Genomic DNA, 19325 nt, shown 5'->3' with positions numbered 1-19325 from the left:
GGTGACCCGTACGGGAATCGAACCCGTGTTTCAGCCGTGAAAGGGCCGCGTCCTAACCGCTAGACGAACGGGCCACAGGGGTGGCACTCTTGCGCGGATTGCAGATGCAATAACGCCACCGATGGTGACCCGTACGGGAATCGAACCCGTGTTTCAGCCGTGAAAGGGCCGCGTCCTAACCGCTAGACGAACGGGCCACACCCCTTGCGGGGTCGGTGGCGTGGCGGCGCACTTAGGCGCGGGGTGAAAATGCGTCAACCCTGCAATTGGGCAAATTGCGATCAATCTGCGAATGCGGCGTCTTCGAGATGCAGTTCTGCCTGCGGCCTGCTGCCCCAATCGTCGATCTTCACACGTCCTGCGAGCCATAGCCTGCGCCCACGAGATCCGTGGAGGAGTGCCTGCCCCATGTCGCTGTCTGCCGCGCGGAAGGCGATTCCCTTGAAGCTCTTTCCATCATCGCCGCTGGCGATAAGGCGGACATGGTCGGTGCCGACGATATCGCACTTCACGAGCCGGACCGGACCCACGGCAACTCGTGGACCGGGCCAGCCCACGCCATACGGCCCGCCAGCTTCGAGTGCGTTCACGAGTTCGGGGGTCAGTCCTCCCGGGGCGACAGCGAGATCGAGCAGCATTTCCCGATTCTCGCCTGCGCGTGCGACTGCGCCTTCGAGATGCGCATCGAGCCAGTCAGTGAAGGCTTCGAGCTTGTCTTCGGCAACCGTCAGGCCGGCAGCCATCGCGTGGCCTCCGCCTTTGACGAGCAGGCCTTCTTCGCGCGCCCGGATGATTGCGGCGCCCAGATCGACACCGGGTATCGAGCGACCCGATCCCTTGCCTTCGCCGTCTTGGTCGAGCGCGATGACAAGCGATGGCTTGCCCGTCTTCTCCTTGATGCGACCCGCGACGATCCCGATGACGCCGGGATGCCAGCCGCGCGCGGCGACGACATGGACCGCACGATTGTGCTGCGCGGCTAGTTGTTCTTCGGCCGCCTGCTGGACTTCTGCCTCGATTGCGCGGCGTTCTTCATTGAGCGCGGAGAGTTGCGCTGCGATCTGTCGCGCTTCTTCGGTGTCCTCGGTTGTCAGGAGGCGTACGCCCAGAGTCGATTCGCCCACACGTCCACCCGCGTTGATCCGGGGGCCGAGCGCGAATCCGAGGTCCGAACAGATCGGTGCGCGTTTCAAACGACTGGCGTCGATGAGCGCCGACATCCCGATATTGTCTCGCCGTCCCATGACCTTGAGACCCTGAGCCACGAAGGCACGGTTGAGGCCGTGAAGCGCTGCCACATCCGCGACCGTGCCGAGCGCCACGACATCGAGCAGGGCCAGCAGATCGGGCTCCTTGCGATCCTCGAAGAATCCACGCGCCCGCAAGGTGCGGACCAGCGCGATCGCAAGCAGGAAAGCGACGCCCACCGCAGCCAGGTGACCGTGAGCCGCGGCAAGGTCGTTCTCGTCCAGGCGGTTGGGATTCACCAGTGCAGCGGCTCGGGGCAGTTCGGGCGAGCATTTGTGATGGTCGACGACGATCACATCGACACCAGCATCGCTTGCCATGGCTAGCGCTTCATGCGCCATTGCCCCGCAGTCGACGGTGACGATCAGGCTCGATCCGGCTTCCGCCAGTTTCACCAGAGCTTCGCCGGTGGGACCGTAGCCTTCGAGCAGGCGGTCGGGGATGTAGTAGTCCGCCTCGACGCCAAGCTCGCGAAGCAGGCGAATTAAGAGGGCCGAGCTGGTCGCTCCGTCTACGTCGTAATCGCCATATATTGTGATGCGCTCGGAAGAGAGGACGGCCTGAGCAATCCTGTCAGCCGCCGCATCCATGTCGTTGAATTCGGACGGGTCGGGCAGGAAATCGCGCAAGGTCGGCGAGAGATGCCGCTGTAGGTCGTCCTGCGCTACGCCGCGGGCGAGCAGGACCTGACGGACGATTGCCTCGTCATCGCCGAAATGGCCCTGGCCGAGATCCATATTCCCGCCACGCCAGCGCCACGCGCGGCCGGTGAGGGATTGTGAGACGCCGAAGACTTGAGGGAGGGCAGTGGAAGCCATGTTTCAGTCCTACCGCGAGGCGCCATGAGCCAGCAAGCTCCGTCGCGTTGACAATCGACAGGTAGGGGGCGAGGTCACGCTTATGTCAGGACCTCACCTCTTGATCGTCTGGCACAGCAGGACCGGAAGCAGTGAGGCGGTAGCCCGGGCTGCCTCCGAGGGTGCTGGCCAACGAGGCATCATCTTGCGGGCCTGCGATGTAGGCCCCGACGATCTTCTGGAAGCCGCAGGGTACCTCTTCTGCTGTCCCGAAAACCTCGCCAGCATGAGCGGCGAGATGAAGGAGATGCTCGACCGGTGCTACTATCCGGTACTCGGCAAGCTCAACGGCCGCCCCTATGCCACTATCATCGCGGCTGGTTCCGATGGGGAGGGCGCTCAAAAGCAGCTAGACAGGATTGCAACCGGATGGCGGCTGAGAAGGGTTGCCGATCACTGGATCCTCGACACGGGTGCTCAAACCGAGAAGGAAATTCTTGCACCCAAGACAATCGGAGAAACGGACCTTGCACGGGCGCGCGAGATGGGCGAGGCGTTGGCGCAGGGGATTGTCGACGGCATCATCTGACATTCGATCCGGGCCAATTCGGATCGATTTGGCAACTCATGACTCGACGAACCGTCTGAAAAGCGGCAAGAATTACTTCGGGGACTGCAGGGGGGGCGTCAAAGTTTATGCCGCAAGGTCAAGCTTCGGACTTGCCCGGCTCGAGAATCGCCGATGGCGTTTACTTGCTGTTTTCCCCCGGTGACCGGCCAGATCGCAGCCAATTGCTCGCTGCGATTGAGGACATGCCGCTTGCGGCGATTACCCATGATCCGGCCGAACAAGCTGCAACTTCCTCGGCAGGTTGCGATGCGGAAGGCAGGCAGCCGGGCGAATGGCTCGAGCTTCTCCAGTCGGGGATGACATTTGACCTGCTTGGGCTGTCTCCCGGTCCCTCGGTTGCGTCGCCGACCATATCCCATCGCCTTGCCTGCGATGCGCATTTCGACCCTGCGGATCATGAAGCGATCGCGCTCTTCCCGGGACCGCATCTCGCAGACGGGGCAAACAGCCTGCCGATCGTGCGCGCGATGCTCGATCTCGCCTGCGGGATTGCCCGCCGTGTCGATGGGGTCAGGACCATTTGCTGGAGCCCGGCGCGCTCGGCGGTTGCGATGCCGATGTTCTGCCAGAGCGTCGAGCAATGGCTTGAGGGCGGACCTTTCCCCGCACTGGGCCTGACCAGCTTTGCTCTCGACGAGCGTGGGGCGATGCGAAGCGAGGGACTTGCCCATTTCCTCGGCCAGGAACTGTCGATTGCTCCAGAACTCGCTTCAGACCGGATCGCGGCGACGAGGCTGGGCGCACGTCTGGTGCATGATCTCGTGGCGAGCGGCCCTCTCGATGCTCCACGGGAATTCATCGCGGAGGATGGTCTCGGGTTCCTCCTCTCTCCTTCGGAAAACGCTTCGCAGATCGAGGTCAGGCGGATGTAGCTGCGCGCTGGGATGGGGGGCAATTTCGGACTTGAGAGGCGCAGCAGCCTGCCGTTTCGCGCGGTCAATCGATGCGGTCTTCCGGGGCACGACCGGGGTCTACAACGGCATCATCTCCTTCCCAGGCAACTCCTTTCTCGGCGATGTTTCGGCGCCATGTTCGATTCTGTCGGCAGGCGCTCAGTCGGCTTCGACGATTTCCGGCGCAACGGCATTCTTCTCCCGGCTCGCGACGAGGCCGTTTGGCGAACGCTGCTGCCGCTCCACCGCGGCCCGCATCGCGATTACAACGCGATGGTGATCGAACGCGTCGGTCACATCGAAAGCTGCTGGGCCCGCAAGCGGATCCATGACCCGCGGCTTGCTTGCGAGGATGCGCTCATGCGGCTGGGGCTGCTGCAAAATGCGCTGCGACGCCGCTTGCTCGATCAGTCGCGGCCCCTGATGCTGAACACGCGCGACCCGGCAGCGCGCCAGCCCGATTTCACCCACCTCGACGCCATGGCCGAAGCGTTGTGGAGCGCGGCAGCCTAGGCCGTGCGCGCCGCGAGGGCTTCCTTGGCGGCGATGTATTCGCTTTCCAGCCGTGCGACCATGTCCTCGACCGGGCCGACTTTCTTGACCGTTCCGATGCCCTGGCCCGAACCCCAGATGTCCTTCCACGCCTTGGCCTTCGTGTTGCCGCCGCTGCCGAAGTTCATCTTGCTCGGGTCGCTTTCTGGCAGGTTGTCAGGGTCGAGCCCCGCATTCTCGATGCTCGAGCGCAGGTAATTGCCATGCACGCCGGTGAAGAGGTTCGAATAGACTATCCCGTCGGCGCTACCTTCGACGATTCCCTGCTTGTAACCCTCGACCGCATTGGCCTCTTCGGTCGCGATCCAGGGTGAGCCGATATAGGCGAAGTCCGCCCCCAGCGCCTGCGCGGCCAGGATCGAACGACCGTGTCCGATCGAACCCGAGAGCGCGACCAGCCCGTCGAACCACTCGCGGATTTCCTGCATCAGCGCGAATGGGCTGAGCGTGCCGGCATGCCCGCCAGCACCCGCCGCGACGGGGATCAAACCATCGGCCCCCTTTTCGATCGCCTTTCTTGCAAAGCGGTTGTTGATCACGTCGTGCATGGTGATCCCGCCCCAGCCGCGCACGGCGTCGAAGATCTCTTCGCGCGCGCCGAGCGAGGTAATCACGAGCGGCACCTGCCACTTGGCGCATGTCGCCATGTCGGCCTCGATCCGGTCGTTCGAGCGGTGGACGATCTGGTTCACCGCGAAAGGTGCGGCGGGGCGATCCGGATTGTCGCGATTATGCGCTGCCAGTTCTTCGGTGATGCGGTGCAGCCATTCGTCGAGCTCGCTTTGCGGCCGCGCGTTGAGCGCGGGGAAGCTGCCGACGATTCCTGCCTTGCACTGCGCGATGACCAGTTCCGGTCCCGAAACGATGAACAGCGGCGAGCCGATTACGGGGATGCGCAGCTTGTCGAAGGGGACGGGCAGGGTCATGGGCAGGCGGCTCCTCTACTGGTTTTGCGGGGGCGTATGGCGACGGCGGGCGCTTGTCGAGAGTGACGTTACGTAAACGTCAGGCAGCCTCCAGCAGGTGCTCCAGCCCGTAGACCCGCGCCGCCGTGCCTGCGAACAGCGCCTTGCGCTCGTCTTCGGAATGGCTGTGCGAGAGGCGCTTGAACGCATTCCACAAGACCTCGTAGCTCGCGCCCCAGCGATCGACCGGATAGTTCGATTCGAACATGGCGCGGCTGGCGCCGAAGGCCTCGATGCAGGTCTCGATATAGGGTCGCCAGAGACCAGCCAGATGTTCGGACGAATGCCCGTTCATCGGGCCGTCTTCGGGCAGGCCGCAGAAGGCCATGGCAAGGCCGCCGAGCTTCACCTGCACGTTCTCGCATTCGGCGAGTGCGTGGATCGAACGCCGCCAGCGATCGAAGTTTTCGTGAAGCTTTCCGCGATAACAGGCGATATTGAGCGGCGTTCCGCAGTGATCGAGCACGATCGTCTGGTCGGGAAAGGCCTTGGCAAGGTCGAGGACGTCGCCAAGCTGCGGCTCGAGCAACCATGCATCGAAGGTCAGGCCATGCCTGGCATAGGCGGCAAAGCCTTCGCGGAATGCATCGGACAGGTACAGACCTTCGGGCGCATGAAACGGGGGGCCGAGCACCTCGGGATCGGCATCCCATGCGGCGGCATGGCGGATTCCGCGAAAGCGCCCGTTGCCCGCTGCAATCAGCGCCTCGATTACCGGCTGCACCGCATCGCCCAGCGTCAGGTCAGCGTGACCCACTATCCCGGCGCAGGGACGATAATTGCCGTAGAGCCCGCTCGCACCCTGCGCGGCGACGCCGTTGACGAACTCGACCTCGCCCACGCTTTTCATCGCATCGTCGCGCGCGGCATCATAGAACGCGCCGCATTCCATGAAGACGGTGCCGACGATGTTGTGGCCGCCTTCAAGCCCGCCGCGCGTGTCCTGCTGCAATTCGTCGAAGGTGTAATAGGCCGCACCTGCGATCGCCTCGATGAAGTCGTGTCGGGGTTCGGGGAAGGCGGGGACGAGCGGTCGCAAGTCCCACAGATGGTGGTGCGGGTCGATGATCGGCAGGTCGGGCTCGAGTATCGTTTCGCTCATCTTCTCGTCTCCCCTTTATCGGCGCAGGTCGCGGTTGGGGCCGGCCCTGCAATCTTCCTACAGCTTGGAACACATGGAACACGGTCCATGCAAGGAAAACGGGCCTGCACGTGGAGCGCGGTTCTTGCAGGAAGGGGCGATCGGGAATGCTTGCACGGTCATGGCTTGGCATTACTGTGTCGCCGGGGAGGTAGGAAATGGGATTGAGGGGTAAACTCGGGATTGCCGCCGCAGGCCTTGCGGGCTTCCTGATGGTTGCGGGCTACACGGATGCGGGGCGCGCGACAGAATACGCGATAAGTGTCGAGGCCTTCATTGGCGAACGTGTCACCCCCGAGCAGCGCCGGACCGCAGCTGTCCGAATCATGTCGGAACTGGCCACCATCGGAATCGAGGCCAGGCTGCAGCCATATGACACAGGTAATAGCAATCGTTCGCTCGACATCGTTCTTCCCCCGGTTTCCGGCGCCAATGTCGCAGTCGAAATTCCCTCGACCGAACCGAGCGAGCAGACCATCGTCATCGGTGCCCATTACGACAGCGTGAAGGGCAGTCCCGGTGCCGACGACAACGCGAGCGGCATCTATGCCGTGATCGAGCTGGCGAAGCGCGTGTCCGAGATGCCCGTGCGACGCATGAACGTGGTCTTCGTCTGGTTCGATCAGGAAGAGGTGGGGCTGGTCGGCAGCAAGATCTTCGCTGCTAACTGGAGGGCGAGCGGGCTGGCGCTGCACTCCATGCACAACATCGACATGATCGGCTTCGACGGGAATGGCGATGGACGGTTCGACCTCGATGTGCCCGATGGAGAACTTGCCGAGATCTATCTCGAGGAAGCAGAGACCCTCGGCATTCCTATCGCACGCGATACCTTCAACACATCGGACCATGCGAGTTTCCGCAGGTATGGCTTTCGCGCCGTGTGCCTGTCGGAAGATTTCTCCAACAATGACATCAATCCGACCTACCATCGCGGTGGTGACAAGACGATCGACCGTGAATACATGCATAGCGGCATCGACCTTGTAGCAGCGGTCACCAAGCGCTTGCTCGAAAAGTGAGGTTCGCTTGGGGATCCTTGCCGTCAGCCTTCTGCTTTGGGTAGGGTGCGCTGCCGAGTTCGCTCTTCTCGCCCGGAGTTCCGCGGTTCTCGGGAGGATCGGTCGAGGCTATGCGCAGCGGCTAGGGCCCCGCAAGAATGTAGGAAATCGACCAGCTTGCGCGACTTCGAATATGGAGTAAGCATCGCGTCCAACTACAGGGGAATCCGATGCGCCAGTTGCTCCTTGCCGCCAGCATGCTGGCAATCGCCGTGCCTTCCGCAAGCTTTGCCCGTCCTGCGGAAATTGCCGATCTCTTGCGGGAAAAGAGCCTGTCCGCGCCCGATATCTCGCCCGACGGGACGCAGGTCGTCTACACCGTAAGCGAAACGAATGTGGAGAAGGACGAGACTGCACGGCATGTCTGGATCGCCCGCTGGGACGGCAGCGGCGCACGCCAGCTGACGCATCGTGCGGGAGAGAGCGAGAGCAACCCGCGTTTCAGCCCCGATGGGCGGACGATCGCCTTCATCTCTTCGCGCGACGCCAAGGACAAGGATGCGGAAGACAAGCCGGATCGTCTTTGGTTCCTTCCGCTTGCCGGGGGCGAGGCCTATCCGATCAAGGACGTCGAGGGTTCGGTCACCGATTTTGCCTTCTCCCCGGATGGCCAGAAGCTGGCGCTGATTGTCCACGATCCCAAACCCAAGAAGGAAAAGGACAAGAATGACCGTCCCGAACCGATCGTCATCGACCGCTATCTCTTCAAGCGGGATGGCACCGGATATCTCGATAATCGGCGCGAGCGGCTGTGGCTCTATGATATTGCCAGCGGCAAGGCGGAACGCCTGACCGACGGGGATTTCGACGAGGCGATGCCGGTCTTTTCGCCCGATGGCACTCGCGTGGCCTTCGTCTCGCGCCGCATGGAGGATGCGGAACGTTCGCCAGACCACAACATTTATCTCGCGCGCACCGATAGACCCGGACAGGCTCCCCAGCAGGTCACGCGTTACGAAGGCGCCGATAATGATCCAGGCTTCGGGTCATACCCTGCATGGAGCCCCGACGGCCGCCAGATCGCCTACATCCGATCCGGAGATCCCGACCTGATCTGGTATGCCGTCAACGATCTTGCGGTGGTTCCGGCCACAGGCGGCGATGGCGAGGTGCTGACGCAGGCGCTCGACCGCAATGTTTCTAACCCCACTTGGTCGGCCGACGGGTCGAGCATCAGCTTTATCGTCGAGGACAATGGAGTTCAGCGGCTCGCCTCGGTCGGTGCTTCAGGCGGTGCTGTGAACGATGTGAAGAGCGGCGAGTGGGTGCTGGCCGATCCGTCCGTCTCGGACAACGGTCGCGTTGCCATGCGCGTCGGCCACCTTGGTGCGCCGGACGAAATCTATGCGTTGGACAGCGGCGAATTGCGCGGGCTGACCACGCATAACGCCGATCTTGCCGCCGAACTCGACCTCGGCACTGTCCAGCGGATCAGCTTCGCCAGCAAAGACGGCACGGAGGTTCGCGGATTCCTCAAGACGCCGCACGGCTGGCGCAAGGGCAAGCGCCTGCCGACCATGCTGATGATCCACGGGGGACCGACCTCCCAATATGACGTCGGCTTCAACATGATGAGCGAAATCATGGCCGCGCGCGGATATGCCGTCGTCTATGTCAATCCGCGCGGCAGCACGGGCCGAGGGCAGGACTTTGCGGCTGCTATCGATGCGGCCTGGGGCTCGGTCGACGTTGAGGACGTGCTTGCTGCTGTCGATCACGTGGTCGAAATGGGCGTCGCCGATCCCGACAGACTGGTCATCGGCGGCTGGTCCTATGGTGGGATGCTGACCAATTACACGATCGCCAGTGACACGCGCTTCAAGGCGGCTGTATCGGGCGCCTCCATCTCCAACATCATCGCCGGGTACGGCACCGATCATTACATTTACGAATACGATGTGGAACTCGGCCATCCGTGGGAAAACCGAGAGACTTGGGACCGGATCAGCTACCCCTTCTACGAGAACCAGCGGATCGTCACGCCGACGCTGTTCATGGTGGGCGGTGAGGACGTCAACGTGCCCACCTGGGCCAGCGAGCAGATGTACCAGGCCCTACGCAGCCGCGGGATTGAAACCCGGCTCGTGGTCTATCCCGGCGAAGCACACGGCATCGACCGGCCCAGCTTCATCGTGGACCGGATGGAGCGCTGGCTGGAATGGTACGACGAGCGCGTGAAGTAGTCCTGCCCGGCCTGCTCAGGCTGCCACTGCCGAATTCGCAGCGCTGAGCACGGCGCGCACGCTGGCTGTCGCGACGTCCTCGTCGATGCCGCAGCCCCAGATCGTGCGTCCGTCGGGCGTCCGGCATTCGAGATAGGCGGCGGCGCGGCTGTCGCGGCCGGTTGTGAGCGCGTGTTCGGTGTAATCGACGATCTCGAGGCTTAGGCCGAAGGCTTGCTCGATGGTCGATAGGACGGAGGAGATCAGGCCGTTGCCGCGACCGGAGACTGTCTGTTCCTTGCCTTCGACCGCGATGGTGCCGCTGAAGAGCCGAGTGCCGTCGCTCGCGCGGCGCTCCTCGTAATCGACGAGCTGGAAATGCTTGTCTTCGGTCTGGACGTGATAGGCCTGCTTGAAGGCTTCCCAAATGTCCGCGGCGTTGAGTTCGCGGCCCAGTTCATCGGCCATGCGCTGGACATGGGGCGAGAAATCGGCCTGCATTTTCTTGGGCAGTTTGAGGCCCTGGTCCTGCTCGAGCACCCATGCAAAGCCGCCTTTGCCGGACTGCGAATTGACGCGGATTACTGCTTCGTAGCTGCGACCCAGGTCGGCCGGGTCGATGGGCAGGTAGGGCACGCGCCAGTGTGGGTCGTTCTGGACCTGGTGCGCTGCGAATCCCTTCTTAATCGCGTCCTGGTGGCTGCCGGAAAAGGCTGTGTAGACCAGCTCACCGCCATAGGGGTGGCGCTGGTGGACGGGCAGTTCGTTGCAATATTCGACCGTCTCGATCACTCGGTCGATGTCCGAGAAGTCGAGGTTCGGATCGACGCCTTGCGTGTACATGTTGAGCGCCATCGTCACGAGGCAGCAATTGCCCGTGCGCTCGCCATTTCCGAAGAGGCATCCTTCGACACGGTCCGCCCCCGCCATCAGCGCCAGTTCCGCCGCAGCCACGCCCGTCCCGCGGTCGTTGTGGGTGTGCAAGGATATCACTGCGCTCTCACGATTGGGCAGGTTGCGGATGAAGTATTCGACCTGGTCTGCGTATATATTGGGCGTTGCCGCCTCGACCGTGGCGGGCAGGTTGAGGATGATCGGGTGTTCGGGAGTGGGGGCGAGCACGTCCATCACCGCCTCGCAAACCTCAAGGCTGAAATCGAGCTCGGCAGTAGAGAAGGTTTCAGGGCTGTACTGGAAGTGCCAGTCGGTATCGGGCTGCTTTGCCGCCTCGTCGCGCATGACCTTGGCGCCGTGGACCGCGATGTCGCGTACCTGGTCCTTGGTCATGCCGAACACGACCTCACGCCACGCGGGGCTGACGGCGTTGTAGAGGTGGACGATGGCCGCGCGCGCACCGGTGAGGCTGGTGAAGCTGGTGCGGATCAGATCCTCGCGGCTCTGGGTGAGAACCTGGACCAGCACATCGTCGGGGATCCGGCCCGACTGCACGAGGCTCGAGATGAAGTCGAACTCGGTGGCGCCCGCGCTGGGGAAGCCCACCTCAATTTCCTTCACGCCGACTTCCATCAGCAGGTCGAAGAACCGGTTCTTCTTGTGCGCGTCCATCGGGTCGACGATCGCCTGGTTTCCATCGCGCAGATCGGTCGACAGCCAGCGGGGCGGGGCGGTGATGGTGCGCGTGGGCCATTGCCGGTCGCTCAGGGGGACCTGCGGGAAGGGAGAATATTTGGCGCTCGGGTTGGAGAGCATGGGCATCGGAGGAATACTCGTGTCGGTTACTGCGGCTGGTTCTTCGGCCCTTGGGTGCGCGGCGCACCCTCATGGCACGCCAGTGTCACGCCCAAGGGCGGGTAAGTCGCAGGATTAGTCCGATACGGGTCATGCCATGCTGCATTGCGCAATATTGCCGCGACATCAAGCAAGAGTTTGCGAAATTATCGCCGCCTCAGCCGTTCGCGGTTCAGTTGTTGCAAGCTGGTGACGCCCATCAGCCGCATCGCACGCTCGATTTCTTCCTTGAGGATCAGGAGCGCGCGCTCGACGCCTTGCTGCCCCGCGGCCGCCAAAGCGTAGAGATAAAGCCTGCCGCCGGAAGCCGCCGTTGCGCCTTCGCACAGGGCTTTCATCACATGCGTCCCGCGCCGGACGCCGCCGTCGCAGATGATTTCGATTTCGCCGCCGACCTCGTCGACGATTTCCCGAAGCTGGTCAAAAGGCGCGCGGCTGCCGTCCAGCTGCCGGCCGCCGTGGTTCGAGATCCAGATCGCATCTGCCCCGATCTCGACTGCGCGGCGGGCATCGGCGACGCTCATCACGCCTTTGAGCGCGAAAGTGCCGCCCCAATCCTGCCTGATGCGGGCCGCAGTGTCCCAATCCATGCCGGTATCGAGCATGGTGTTGAAATATTCCTGGATGCTGACCGCCTTGCCCGTTCCTTCGGCCACGTAGGTATCGAGGTTGGGAAGACGGAATTTCGGCCCGAAGACATAGTCCAGCGTCCATCGCGGCCGCGTGGCATAGCTCCACAGCGAGCTGGCGGAAAAGCGGGGCGGTGTGGTGAAGCCCGAGCGCAGGCATCGCTCGCGCTTGCCCGAAACGATCGTATCGACGGTCAGCGCCAGCGCATCGAAATCGGCAGCCTTGCAGCGCTCGATCATGCTGGCGTTCAGCCCCTTGTCCTTGTGCACGTAGAGCTGGAACAGCTTGGGCGCGGTCGTAAGCGCGGCGATTTCCTCGATCGAATGCGTAGCGAGGCTGGAAATGCCGAACCACACGCCGAACTTCTCCGCCGCCTTGGCCACGGCGCGCTCCCCATCGCGATGAAAGGCGCGTTGCAGCGCTGTCGGGCTCAGCATCAGCGGCAGTTCGCTGCGACAGCCCATGATTGTGCAGCTGGTATCGATGGTCTCGACGCCCGCGAGCACGTCAGGCACGAGATCGACGATGTCGAAGGCGCTGGTGTTGCGGGCCTTGGTCTGCTCGTCATCGGCGGCGCCGTCGATATAGTCGAACACCGGCCACGGCAGCCGCGCCTTCGCAAGCCGGCGGAAATCGTCGATGTTATGGCAGTCGGACAGTCTCACTGGTCGAGAATGATCGTGCGCCCACGCGCTTGCAAGTCTTCGAAACTGTAGCTGCGCTGGAGCTGTTCCGTCTGGGTGCCGGCATAGCGCGGGTCTTGCTCCATGCAGCCTTCACCGCAAACCTGCGTCGCGGTCTCGTCCTGCCAGTGAACATGCCACAGCCGCCCGCCCGGGGTGGAAATGAACCCGTCGATCCGCGCATCGATATCGTTGGCAAGATCTTCGATCGAGGGCATCTCGGAATCGAAGTCCTCGTCATATCCGCCATGCGTATGGAAACTCGCGACGACATGATTGCCCAGCGGCACGCCCCAGTCGAAGGCACAGGTCGCCCGGTCGCCTTCATAGATCCTCGATGTATGGAGACCTCCATCCTCGTCCTCGAAGATGACCCCGCAGTACTCCTGGTTGTTCGTTATCGAACGAGCCTGGAGATCTTCCAGTTCCGCGCGGGCATAGCGTGTCAGTTCATCGGTACTCACGATCCGCTCACGTGCGGGCGCACGTTCCTGCGTGAGCAGGCTGAACATCACGCCGATGAATGCGACCGCGCACAGGCCGTAAAGCCACTTCTCGTTGGATGCGTCCCCCATCTGGCCGGAGATGCCGCCTAAGTCTCAACTTGTCGAGTATTGTCTCAGCGGTTCCCCGCGGCCAAGCGTTCTTCGGGGCTAACCCTGCGCGGCTTTGCAAGCGGTTCCCGTGTGTCAGGATCGAACAGGGGAGACCGCTTCCATGCGCTGGAAAAGGAGTCCTTGACCAGGCGGGGAATGAAACCAAGCGCCAGTTTGAACTGCGAAAAGGCCTTCGGGTGTGCCAGCGGAGGCTCCGCCTCCTTCGCGAGGAAATCACCATTGGAAGGACCGAGCGCCGCATCGACCTTTGCCTGATCGAATGCGGAGGTATTCACGCTCAGGAATGCGGGCTTTGCCTTCGGCAGCGTGTTGAACAGCGGAGTGTTACAGCAGGTGGTGTACCAACGCATGGTTGGTTTTTCGGTCATATGCAGGGTTGCAAGGCGATCGGAGCCGTAGAGGATCTCAAGCTTGGCTACACGGGTCTGGTAGACCGCGTTTCCACCATTGGCATCGAGCAACTCGGGCCTCCCGATAACGCGCAGGAAATCGCGGCAATCGGAGCAGTAGCAGGTCAGCCGGTCGCCCTCGTCGGGGCCGACATCATGCAGGATCCCCTGGAACTGGCCGCAGCTGCAGCTGAACGGAAGATCGGTAGTCGCGCCCATGAGATTGCTCCCTTGGGCGCGATCTTAACTCAGTTCTTTTCCTTGTCTACCAACTTGTTAGCGCCGATCCAGGGCATCATGGCGCGAAGCTGCGCGCCGGTCTTTTCGATCGGATGCGCGGCGGCCGCCTTTCGGCTGGCCTTGAGTTCAGGCTGGCCCGCCTGGTTGTCGAGCACGAAGTCCTTCACGAAGCGCCCTGACTGGATGTCCTTTAGGACGCGGCCCATTTCGGCCTTGGTGTCTTCCGTGATTATGCGCGGGCCGGTCTTGATGTCGCCGTACTCGGCGGTGTTCGAGATCGAATAGCGCATGTTGGCGATGCCGCCTTCATAGAGCAGGTCGACGATCAGCTTGGTTTCGTGGAGGCACTCGAAATAGGCCATTTCGGGCGCGTATCCCGCCTCGACCAGCGTTTCGAAACCGGCCTGAATAAGGTGGGTGATCCCGCCACACAGCACCGCCTGTTCGCCGAAGAGGTCGGTCTCGCACTCTTCCTTGAAATCGGTCTCGATGATGCCCGAACGGCCGCCGCCGACGGCGCTGGCGTAGGAGAGCGCGAGCTGCTTGGCGAAGCCGTTGCCGCCCGACTGGTTGCTCTCCTGATGGACCGCGATGAGGCAGGGCACGCCGCCGCCCTTGATGTATTCGCCGCGGACCGTGTGGCCGGGGCCCTTGGGAGCTATCATGATGACATCGACATCGGCGGGCGGGTCGATCAGGCCGAAGTGAATGTTGAGGCCGTGCGCGAAGGCGAGGGCTGTGCCCGGACGCATCTTGCCCGCGACTTCATTGGCGTAGATCGCGGCCTGATGCTCGTCCGGGGCGAGGATCATCAGCACGTCGGCCCACTCGGCAGCTTCAGACACGGTCTTCAGGGTGAAGCCTGCACCCTCGGCCTTCTTCGCCGTGGCCGAACCTTCGCGCAGCGCGATTACGACCTCGCCAACCCCGCTGTCGCGCAGGTTCTGGGCGTGGGCGTGGCCCTGACTACCATAGCCGACGATAGCGACCTTTTTGTCCTTGATCAGCTGCTGGTCGCAATCGGCATCGTAATAGACTTGCATTGAATTCCTCACTTACTCCGCGGAAGGCCCGCGCATCATACCCACGATCCCTGAGCGGCCGACCTCGACGAGGCCCAATTCGCGCATCAGGGCGATGAAACTGTCCACCTTGTCCGGCGAGCCGGTCAGCTCGAACACGAAGCTTTCGGTGGTGGTGTCGACGACATTGGCACGGAAAAGCTCGGCGATTCGCAGCGCCTCGACGCGCGCGTCACCCTTTCCTGCAACCTTGACCAAGGCCAGCTCGCGCTCGACATGTGCGCCGCTTTCGGTGAGATCGATCACACGGTGTACCGGCACCAGCCGTTCGAGCTGGGCGCGGATCTGGTCGATCACCGGCTCCGGCCCGTTGGTGACGATCGTGATCCGGCTGATAGCATGGTCTTCCGAGATATCGGCCACGGTCAGGCTGTCGATATTGTAGCCGCGCGCGGTGAAGAGGCCGGATATCTTCGCAAGGATACCCGCCTCGTTGTCGACGATCACGTTGAGCACGTGCCGTTCGTTAGCCTGCTGGGCGATTTTCATTCGCCGCGATCCTGCCAGACGGGCGCAAACATGCGGCCCTTGCCATCATATTCGGCGATGAACTGGCGACCGCGGCGAACCGCCTCGAAATTCTCGGTCTGGCGCGATAGGTCCAGTCCCTCGTCGATCAGTAGCCAGCTGCCGTCGTCTTGCGTCTGCGCGACATCGACCCCCAAGAAGCGCTGGCCCGTCTCCTCGATCCAGTCGAGCAACTGGTCGGCATTATCACGCGTGTACCAGTTGCGGCGCTGCGCCTTGGCCGCCAGGGCGTCGGGAAGTTCTTTCGAGATAACCATCACACCAGTGCCTTCGCTTCGTCGTCCATCGTGCCCTCGACCTGGTCGCCATAGAGCAGCATCTCGGTGTGCGCCGCGCCGCTGGGGATCATCGGGAAGCAGTTGGCTTCCTTGGCCACTTGGCAATCGACGATCACGGGGCCATCATGCGCAAGCATGGCCTCGATGCCCGCGTCTAGCTGGCTTTCGTCCTCGATGCGGATGCCCTTCCAGCCGTAGGCTTCGGCGAGTTTCACGAAATCGGGCAAGCTGTCCGAATAGCTGTTCGAATAGCGGCTTTCATAGGTCAGTTCCTGCCACTGCCGCACCATGCCCATGTACTCGTTGTTGAGGATGAAGACCTTCACCGGCAGGCGGAACTGGCTTGCTGTGCCGAGCTCCTGGATGTTCATCTGGATGCTCGCTTCACCGGCGATATCGATCACCAGCGCATCAGGATTGCCCAGCTGCGCGCCGATGGCGGCGGGCAGGCCATAGCCCATCGTGCCGAGACCACCGCTGGTGAGCCACTTGTTCGGAGTGCTGAAGCCGAAATACTGCGCCGCCCACATCTGGTGTTGGCCGACCTCGGTGGTGATGATCGGGTTGCGATCCTTGGTCAGCGCAAAGAGCCGTTCAATGCTCTTTTGCGGCATGATCTGTTCGGACTTCTCGGGGTAGGCGAGGCAATCGCGTGCCTTCCAGCCGAGGATGCGGGCCTTCCATTCCGACAGGTCACGCGGTTTGCGGCTGCCCCATGCATCGAGCAATTGCTCCAGCACGTGGCCGCAATCGCCCACGATGCCGAGATCGACGGGTACGATCTTGTTGATGCTGGCCCGGTCGATGTCGATGTGGATTTTCTTGGCTTCGGGCGCGAAGGCGTCGAGCCTGCCCGTCACACGGTCGTCGAAACGCGCGCCCACCGCCACGATCAAGTCGGCGCGGTTCATCGCCATATTGGCTTCGAAAGTACCATGCATGCCCAGCATGCCGAGCCAGTCGGGATGGTCGGCGGGGAAGGCGCCTAGGCCCATCAGCGTGCTGGTCACCGGGGCGCCGGTCGCACGCTGAAGCTTGCGCAGGGCTTCGGATGCACCGGGTCCAGCGTTTATCACGCCGCCGCCCGTGTAGAGAACCGGACGCTCTGCCTGGCTGAGCATGTCGATCGCTTCGGCAATCTCGTCCGCAGCGCCAACCATACGCGGCTGGTAGCGATGCGAGGGCAGGGGCGTTTCGTCCTGCTCCTCCCACGCAGCGAGAGCGATCTGCACGTCCTTGGGAATATCGACCACCACCGGGCCGGGACGCCCGGTCGTGGCAATGCGGAACGCTTCCTCGATCGTAGCGCGCAGCCGCTCGGGGTCCTTCACAAGGTAATTGTGCTTGGTGCAATGGCGGGTGAGGCCAACCGTGTCGGCTTCCTGGAAAGCATCTGTCCCGATCAGCGCGGTCGGCACCTGCCCGGTGATCACCACCATGGGGATCGAATCCATATAGGCATCGGCGATCCCGGTCACCGCATTGGTCGCACCCGGGCCGCTGGTGACCAGCACCACGCCGGGCTTGCCGGTCGATCGCGCATAGCCTTCCGCCGCGTGCGCCGCGCCCGCTTCATGGCGGACTAGGATGTGGCGGATGTCGCTGTCGGCGAAGAGTTCGTCATAGATCGGCAGCACGGCGCCGCCGGGATAGCCGAAGACGAATTCGACTCCCTGCCGCTTGAGGCATTCGATCAATATGGCAGCTCCGCTGCGCTCTTCCGACACTGTTTCCTCCGTTTCTAGGCACAAATCGGCCCGGCGCTGGGGTCGTAGCGCCGGGCCGACAGAGCCTCCGTATGCGAAACGAAAGGTGTCCTGTCAACTCTCTTTGCGCAATAAAGAAACAAAAAGATCGTATTCATCGATAGTTTTGTTGTCATCGCGCGGCCACGAACCCGGCGGCTGGTGCCTGAACCAGGTGTATTGCCGCTTGGCGTAGCGCCGTGTGGCGGTCTGGCCAGCGACGATGGCTTGATCCCGCGATAGTTCGCCTTCGAGCAATCCAGTGATCTCGGGTACGCCGATGGCCCGCATGACGGGCAGGGAAGGATCGAGTTTGCGCGCGAGCAGTGTCTCGACTTCTCTGACGGCACCGCCCTCCAGCATCAGGATGAAGCGCCGATCACACCGCTCGTAGAGCCAATCGCGATCGGGCAGCAGTACAAGAGGATAGAGCGAGACCCGATCGCCGATCCCTCCGACTTTATCCGCCTGCCAATCCTTCAGCGTCCGCCCGGTGGAGCGCACGACTTCGAGCGCGCGCGAGGTTCGGGAGGTGTCCGCTGGGGCGAGGCGGGCAGCCGCATCAGGGTCTTCGGTCTCCAATGCAGTGCGCGCCTCCTCCTGCGATAGGGCCCGCACTTGCGCTCTGACCTCGGCGTCTATCTCGGGTACCGGCGCGATCCCTTCGAGGAGGGTGCGCATGTAGAGGCCGGTCCCGCCGCACAGGATCGGCACTGCGCCCTCTGCGTGGAGATCGGCGATCTCGCGCTTGGCAGCCGCGGCCCAATCGGCCGCAGAGCAGGCTGTCGCTCCATCCCATGCGCCGAAAAGACGATGCTCGATCCCGCCCATCTCCTCCTCGGTCGGCCGGGCGGACAGGACCTGCAAATCGGAATAGACCTGCGCGCTGTCGGCATTGAGCACCACCGCGCGCTTTCCCTGCGCTTCCAATCGCTGTGCCAGCCTGACCGCCAAATCGCTCTTGCCGCTGGCGGTCGGCCCTGCAATGAGCGCCACCGGTGGCAGATCAGGGGAATTATCGATGCTCATCGCCCGGCTGATAGCAGACAGCCAAGGACTGGAAACCCGGCTCGATACCGCAAGCAAGGCACTGGGCGAGGCCGGCATGCCCGTGGCCGAGGCGGCGATGCTCGATTTCTGCGGCGACGTGCTCGAGATTTCGCTCCCTCATGGTGACAGGCTTCGTGCGGCTGGGATCCTCGCAGAACATTTCGGCGAGATAGACCTGCTCGTGGCCGATCATGCAATCGAAGTGCCGCGCCTGTTCGTCTCCGACATGGATTCGACCATGATTGGGCAGGAATGCATCGACGAACTGGCAGATTTCGCTGGGATCAAGGACAGGGTCGCGGATATCACCGAACGTGCCATGCGCGGGGAGCTGGAATTCGAAAGCGCCTTGCGCGAACGGGTTGGCCTGCTCGATGGGCTCGGTGAACGGGCGATCGACAATTGCCTGGCGGAACGGATCGCCCCGGTGCCTGGGGCTCGCACGCTTGTGCAGACGCTCAAGTCCAGGGGCTGCCGCACGGTGCTCGTCACGGGAGGGTTCCATCATTTTGCCGACCGTGTGGCGGAAGACCTGGGTTTCGACCGCGTGGTCGGAAACCGCCTTGCCGTGGCCAATGGGCATCTGACGGGGCAGCTGGCCGGTCCGGTCAGTGATGCCTCGACGAAGCTCGCTACTCTCGAAGACGAGCGCACGAAGCTGGGCGAAGGCGCGCGTGTCCTTGCCACCGGCGACGGCGCCAATGATATCCCGATGATCGAGGCAGCGGACTATGGCATTGCTTACCGCGCCAAGCCAAAGGCGCGCGATGCGGCGAACGGGCGGATCACGAGCGAGAACCTTACCGTCATCCTCAAATTGCTCGGCATTCCCGAGGCCGAATGGGTGCTTGGCTAAATCCGGTTTTGAAATGGAACCGAAACCT

At 62.8% G+C, this 19325-nt stretch carries 18 protein-coding genes and 2 tRNA genes; 6 read left to right on the top strand and 14 right to left on the bottom strand.

Features of this window, described 5'->3' with window-relative positions:
- Positions 1–2 precede the first annotated feature (2 nt).
- The 3 genes from K3146_RS05575 to recJ form a co-directional block, all read right to left on the bottom strand.
- Positions 3–74: transfer RNA gene (locus K3146_RS05575), tRNA-Glu, on the bottom strand.
- A gap of 48 nt (positions 75–122) precedes the next feature.
- Positions 123–197, bottom strand: a tRNA-Glu gene (locus K3146_RS05570).
- An 84-nt stretch (positions 198–281) separates the two neighbouring features.
- Positions 282–2066, bottom strand: coding sequence for a single-stranded-DNA-specific exonuclease RecJ (gene recJ, locus K3146_RS05565; protein ID WP_221545166.1), 1785 nt, complete (start codon positions 2064–2066; stop codon positions 282–284).
- Positions 2067–2250: 184 nt separating this feature from the next.
- Between recJ and K3146_RS05560 the strand changes: the two genes are divergently transcribed.
- The 3 genes from K3146_RS05560 (at position 2251) to K3146_RS05550 (ending at position 4082) form a co-directional block, all read left to right on the top strand.
- Positions 2251–2634: a flavodoxin family protein gene (locus K3146_RS05560; RefSeq protein ID WP_345723787.1), complete on the top strand. Its 384-nt coding sequence runs from the start codon at positions 2251–2253 to the stop codon at positions 2632–2634.
- Positions 2635–2798: 164 nt separating this feature from the next.
- Positions 2799–3548, top strand: a complete 750-nt coding sequence (locus K3146_RS05555; protein WP_221545164.1) for a hypothetical protein — start codon at positions 2799–2801, stop codon at positions 3546–3548.
- Positions 3549–3560: 12 nt separating this feature from the next.
- Positions 3561–4082 (top strand): AHH domain-containing protein, encoded by a 522-nt coding sequence (locus tag K3146_RS05550; protein ID WP_221545163.1) that lies wholly within the window; start codon positions 3561–3563, stop codon positions 4080–4082.
- Here the strand turns inward: K3146_RS05550 and K3146_RS05545 are convergent.
- Positions 4079–5047, bottom strand: coding sequence for an NAD(P)H-dependent flavin oxidoreductase (locus tag K3146_RS05545; RefSeq protein WP_221545162.1), 969 nt, complete (start codon positions 5045–5047; stop codon positions 4079–4081). The two genes, K3146_RS05550 and K3146_RS05545, sit on opposite strands and share 4 nt — an antisense overlap.
- Positions 5048–5126: 79 nt before the next feature.
- On the bottom strand, positions 5127–6188 hold the full coding sequence (locus K3146_RS05540; protein WP_221545161.1) for an amidohydrolase family protein: 1062 nt from the start codon (positions 6186–6188) through the stop codon (positions 5127–5129).
- 197 nt (positions 6189–6385) lie between these two features.
- On the opposite strand from K3146_RS05540, the gene K3146_RS05535 reads away from it, so the two are divergent.
- The gene (locus K3146_RS05535; protein ID WP_221545160.1) at positions 6386–7249 is read left to right on the top strand and encodes a M28 family metallopeptidase; all 864 of its coding nucleotides are present in this window, start codon (positions 6386–6388) and stop codon (positions 7247–7249) included.
- 209 nt (positions 7250–7458) lie between these two features.
- Entirely contained in the window at positions 7459–9471 is a 2013-nt protein-coding gene (locus K3146_RS05530; protein WP_221545159.1) for a S9 family peptidase, read from the top strand.
- Between the two features lie 15 nt (positions 9472–9486).
- On the opposite strand, the gene leuA is transcribed toward K3146_RS05530, so the two are convergent.
- The 9 genes from leuA to miaA form a co-directional block, all read right to left on the bottom strand.
- A complete protein-coding gene (gene leuA, locus K3146_RS05525) occupies positions 9487–11166 on the bottom strand; it encodes a 2-isopropylmalate synthase (RefSeq protein ID WP_221545158.1) in 1680 nt (559 codons plus the stop codon).
- Between the two features lie 179 nt (positions 11167–11345).
- Positions 11346–12494: an alpha-hydroxy acid oxidase gene (locus K3146_RS05520; protein ID WP_221545157.1), complete on the bottom strand. Its 1149-nt coding sequence runs from the start codon at positions 12492–12494 to the stop codon at positions 11346–11348.
- The gene (locus K3146_RS05515; protein WP_221545156.1) at positions 12491–13087 is read right to left on the bottom strand and encodes a DUF4329 domain-containing protein; all 597 of its coding nucleotides are present in this window, start codon (positions 13085–13087) and stop codon (positions 12491–12493) included. Before K3146_RS05515 ends, K3146_RS05520 begins: the two co-directional genes overlap by 4 nt.
- Before the next feature lie 44 nt (positions 13088–13131).
- Complete coding sequence (locus K3146_RS05510; RefSeq protein ID WP_221545155.1) at positions 13132–13737, bottom strand: DUF6151 family protein; 606 nt, start codon at positions 13735–13737, stop codon at positions 13132–13134.
- Between the two features lie 29 nt (positions 13738–13766).
- Entirely contained in the window at positions 13767–14801 is a 1035-nt protein-coding gene (ilvC, locus tag K3146_RS05505; protein WP_221545154.1) for a ketol-acid reductoisomerase, read from the bottom strand.
- A 12-nt stretch (positions 14802–14813) separates the two neighbouring features.
- A complete protein-coding gene (ilvN, locus tag K3146_RS05500; protein ID WP_221545153.1) occupies positions 14814–15329 on the bottom strand; it encodes an acetolactate synthase small subunit in 516 nt (171 codons plus the stop codon).
- Positions 15326–15625 carry a hypothetical protein gene (locus tag K3146_RS05495; protein WP_221545152.1) on the bottom strand — a complete coding sequence of 100 codons (300 nt, stop codon included), beginning with the start codon at positions 15623–15625 and terminating at the stop codon, positions 15326–15328. The genes ilvN and K3146_RS05495 overlap by 4 nt, the downstream gene beginning before the upstream one ends.
- Positions 15625–17373: a biosynthetic-type acetolactate synthase large subunit gene (ilvB, locus tag K3146_RS05490; RefSeq protein WP_221545151.1), complete on the bottom strand. Its 1749-nt coding sequence runs from the start codon at positions 17371–17373 to the stop codon at positions 15625–15627. The genes K3146_RS05495 and ilvB overlap by 1 nt, the downstream gene beginning before the upstream one ends.
- A gap of 93 nt (positions 17374–17466) precedes the next feature.
- Positions 17467–18420 carry a tRNA (adenosine(37)-N6)-dimethylallyltransferase MiaA gene (miaA, locus tag K3146_RS05485; protein ID WP_221545150.1) on the bottom strand — a complete coding sequence of 318 codons (954 nt, stop codon included), beginning with the start codon at positions 18418–18420 and terminating at the stop codon, positions 17467–17469.
- Here miaA and serB point away from each other — a divergent pair.
- On the top strand, positions 18413–19297 hold the full coding sequence (gene serB, locus K3146_RS05480) for a phosphoserine phosphatase SerB (RefSeq protein WP_221545149.1): 885 nt from the start codon (positions 18413–18415) through the stop codon (positions 19295–19297). The two genes, miaA and serB, sit on opposite strands and share 8 nt — an antisense overlap.
- Positions 19298–19325 lie beyond the last annotated feature (28 nt).

The organism is Qipengyuania vesicularis, assembly GCF_019711415.1.
GTDB lineage: Bacteria > Pseudomonadota > Alphaproteobacteria > Sphingomonadales > Sphingomonadaceae > Qipengyuania > Qipengyuania vesicularis.
The sequence above is the reverse complement of the archived record's forward strand: the minus strand, read 5'-3'. Positions and strand labels throughout refer to the sequence as shown.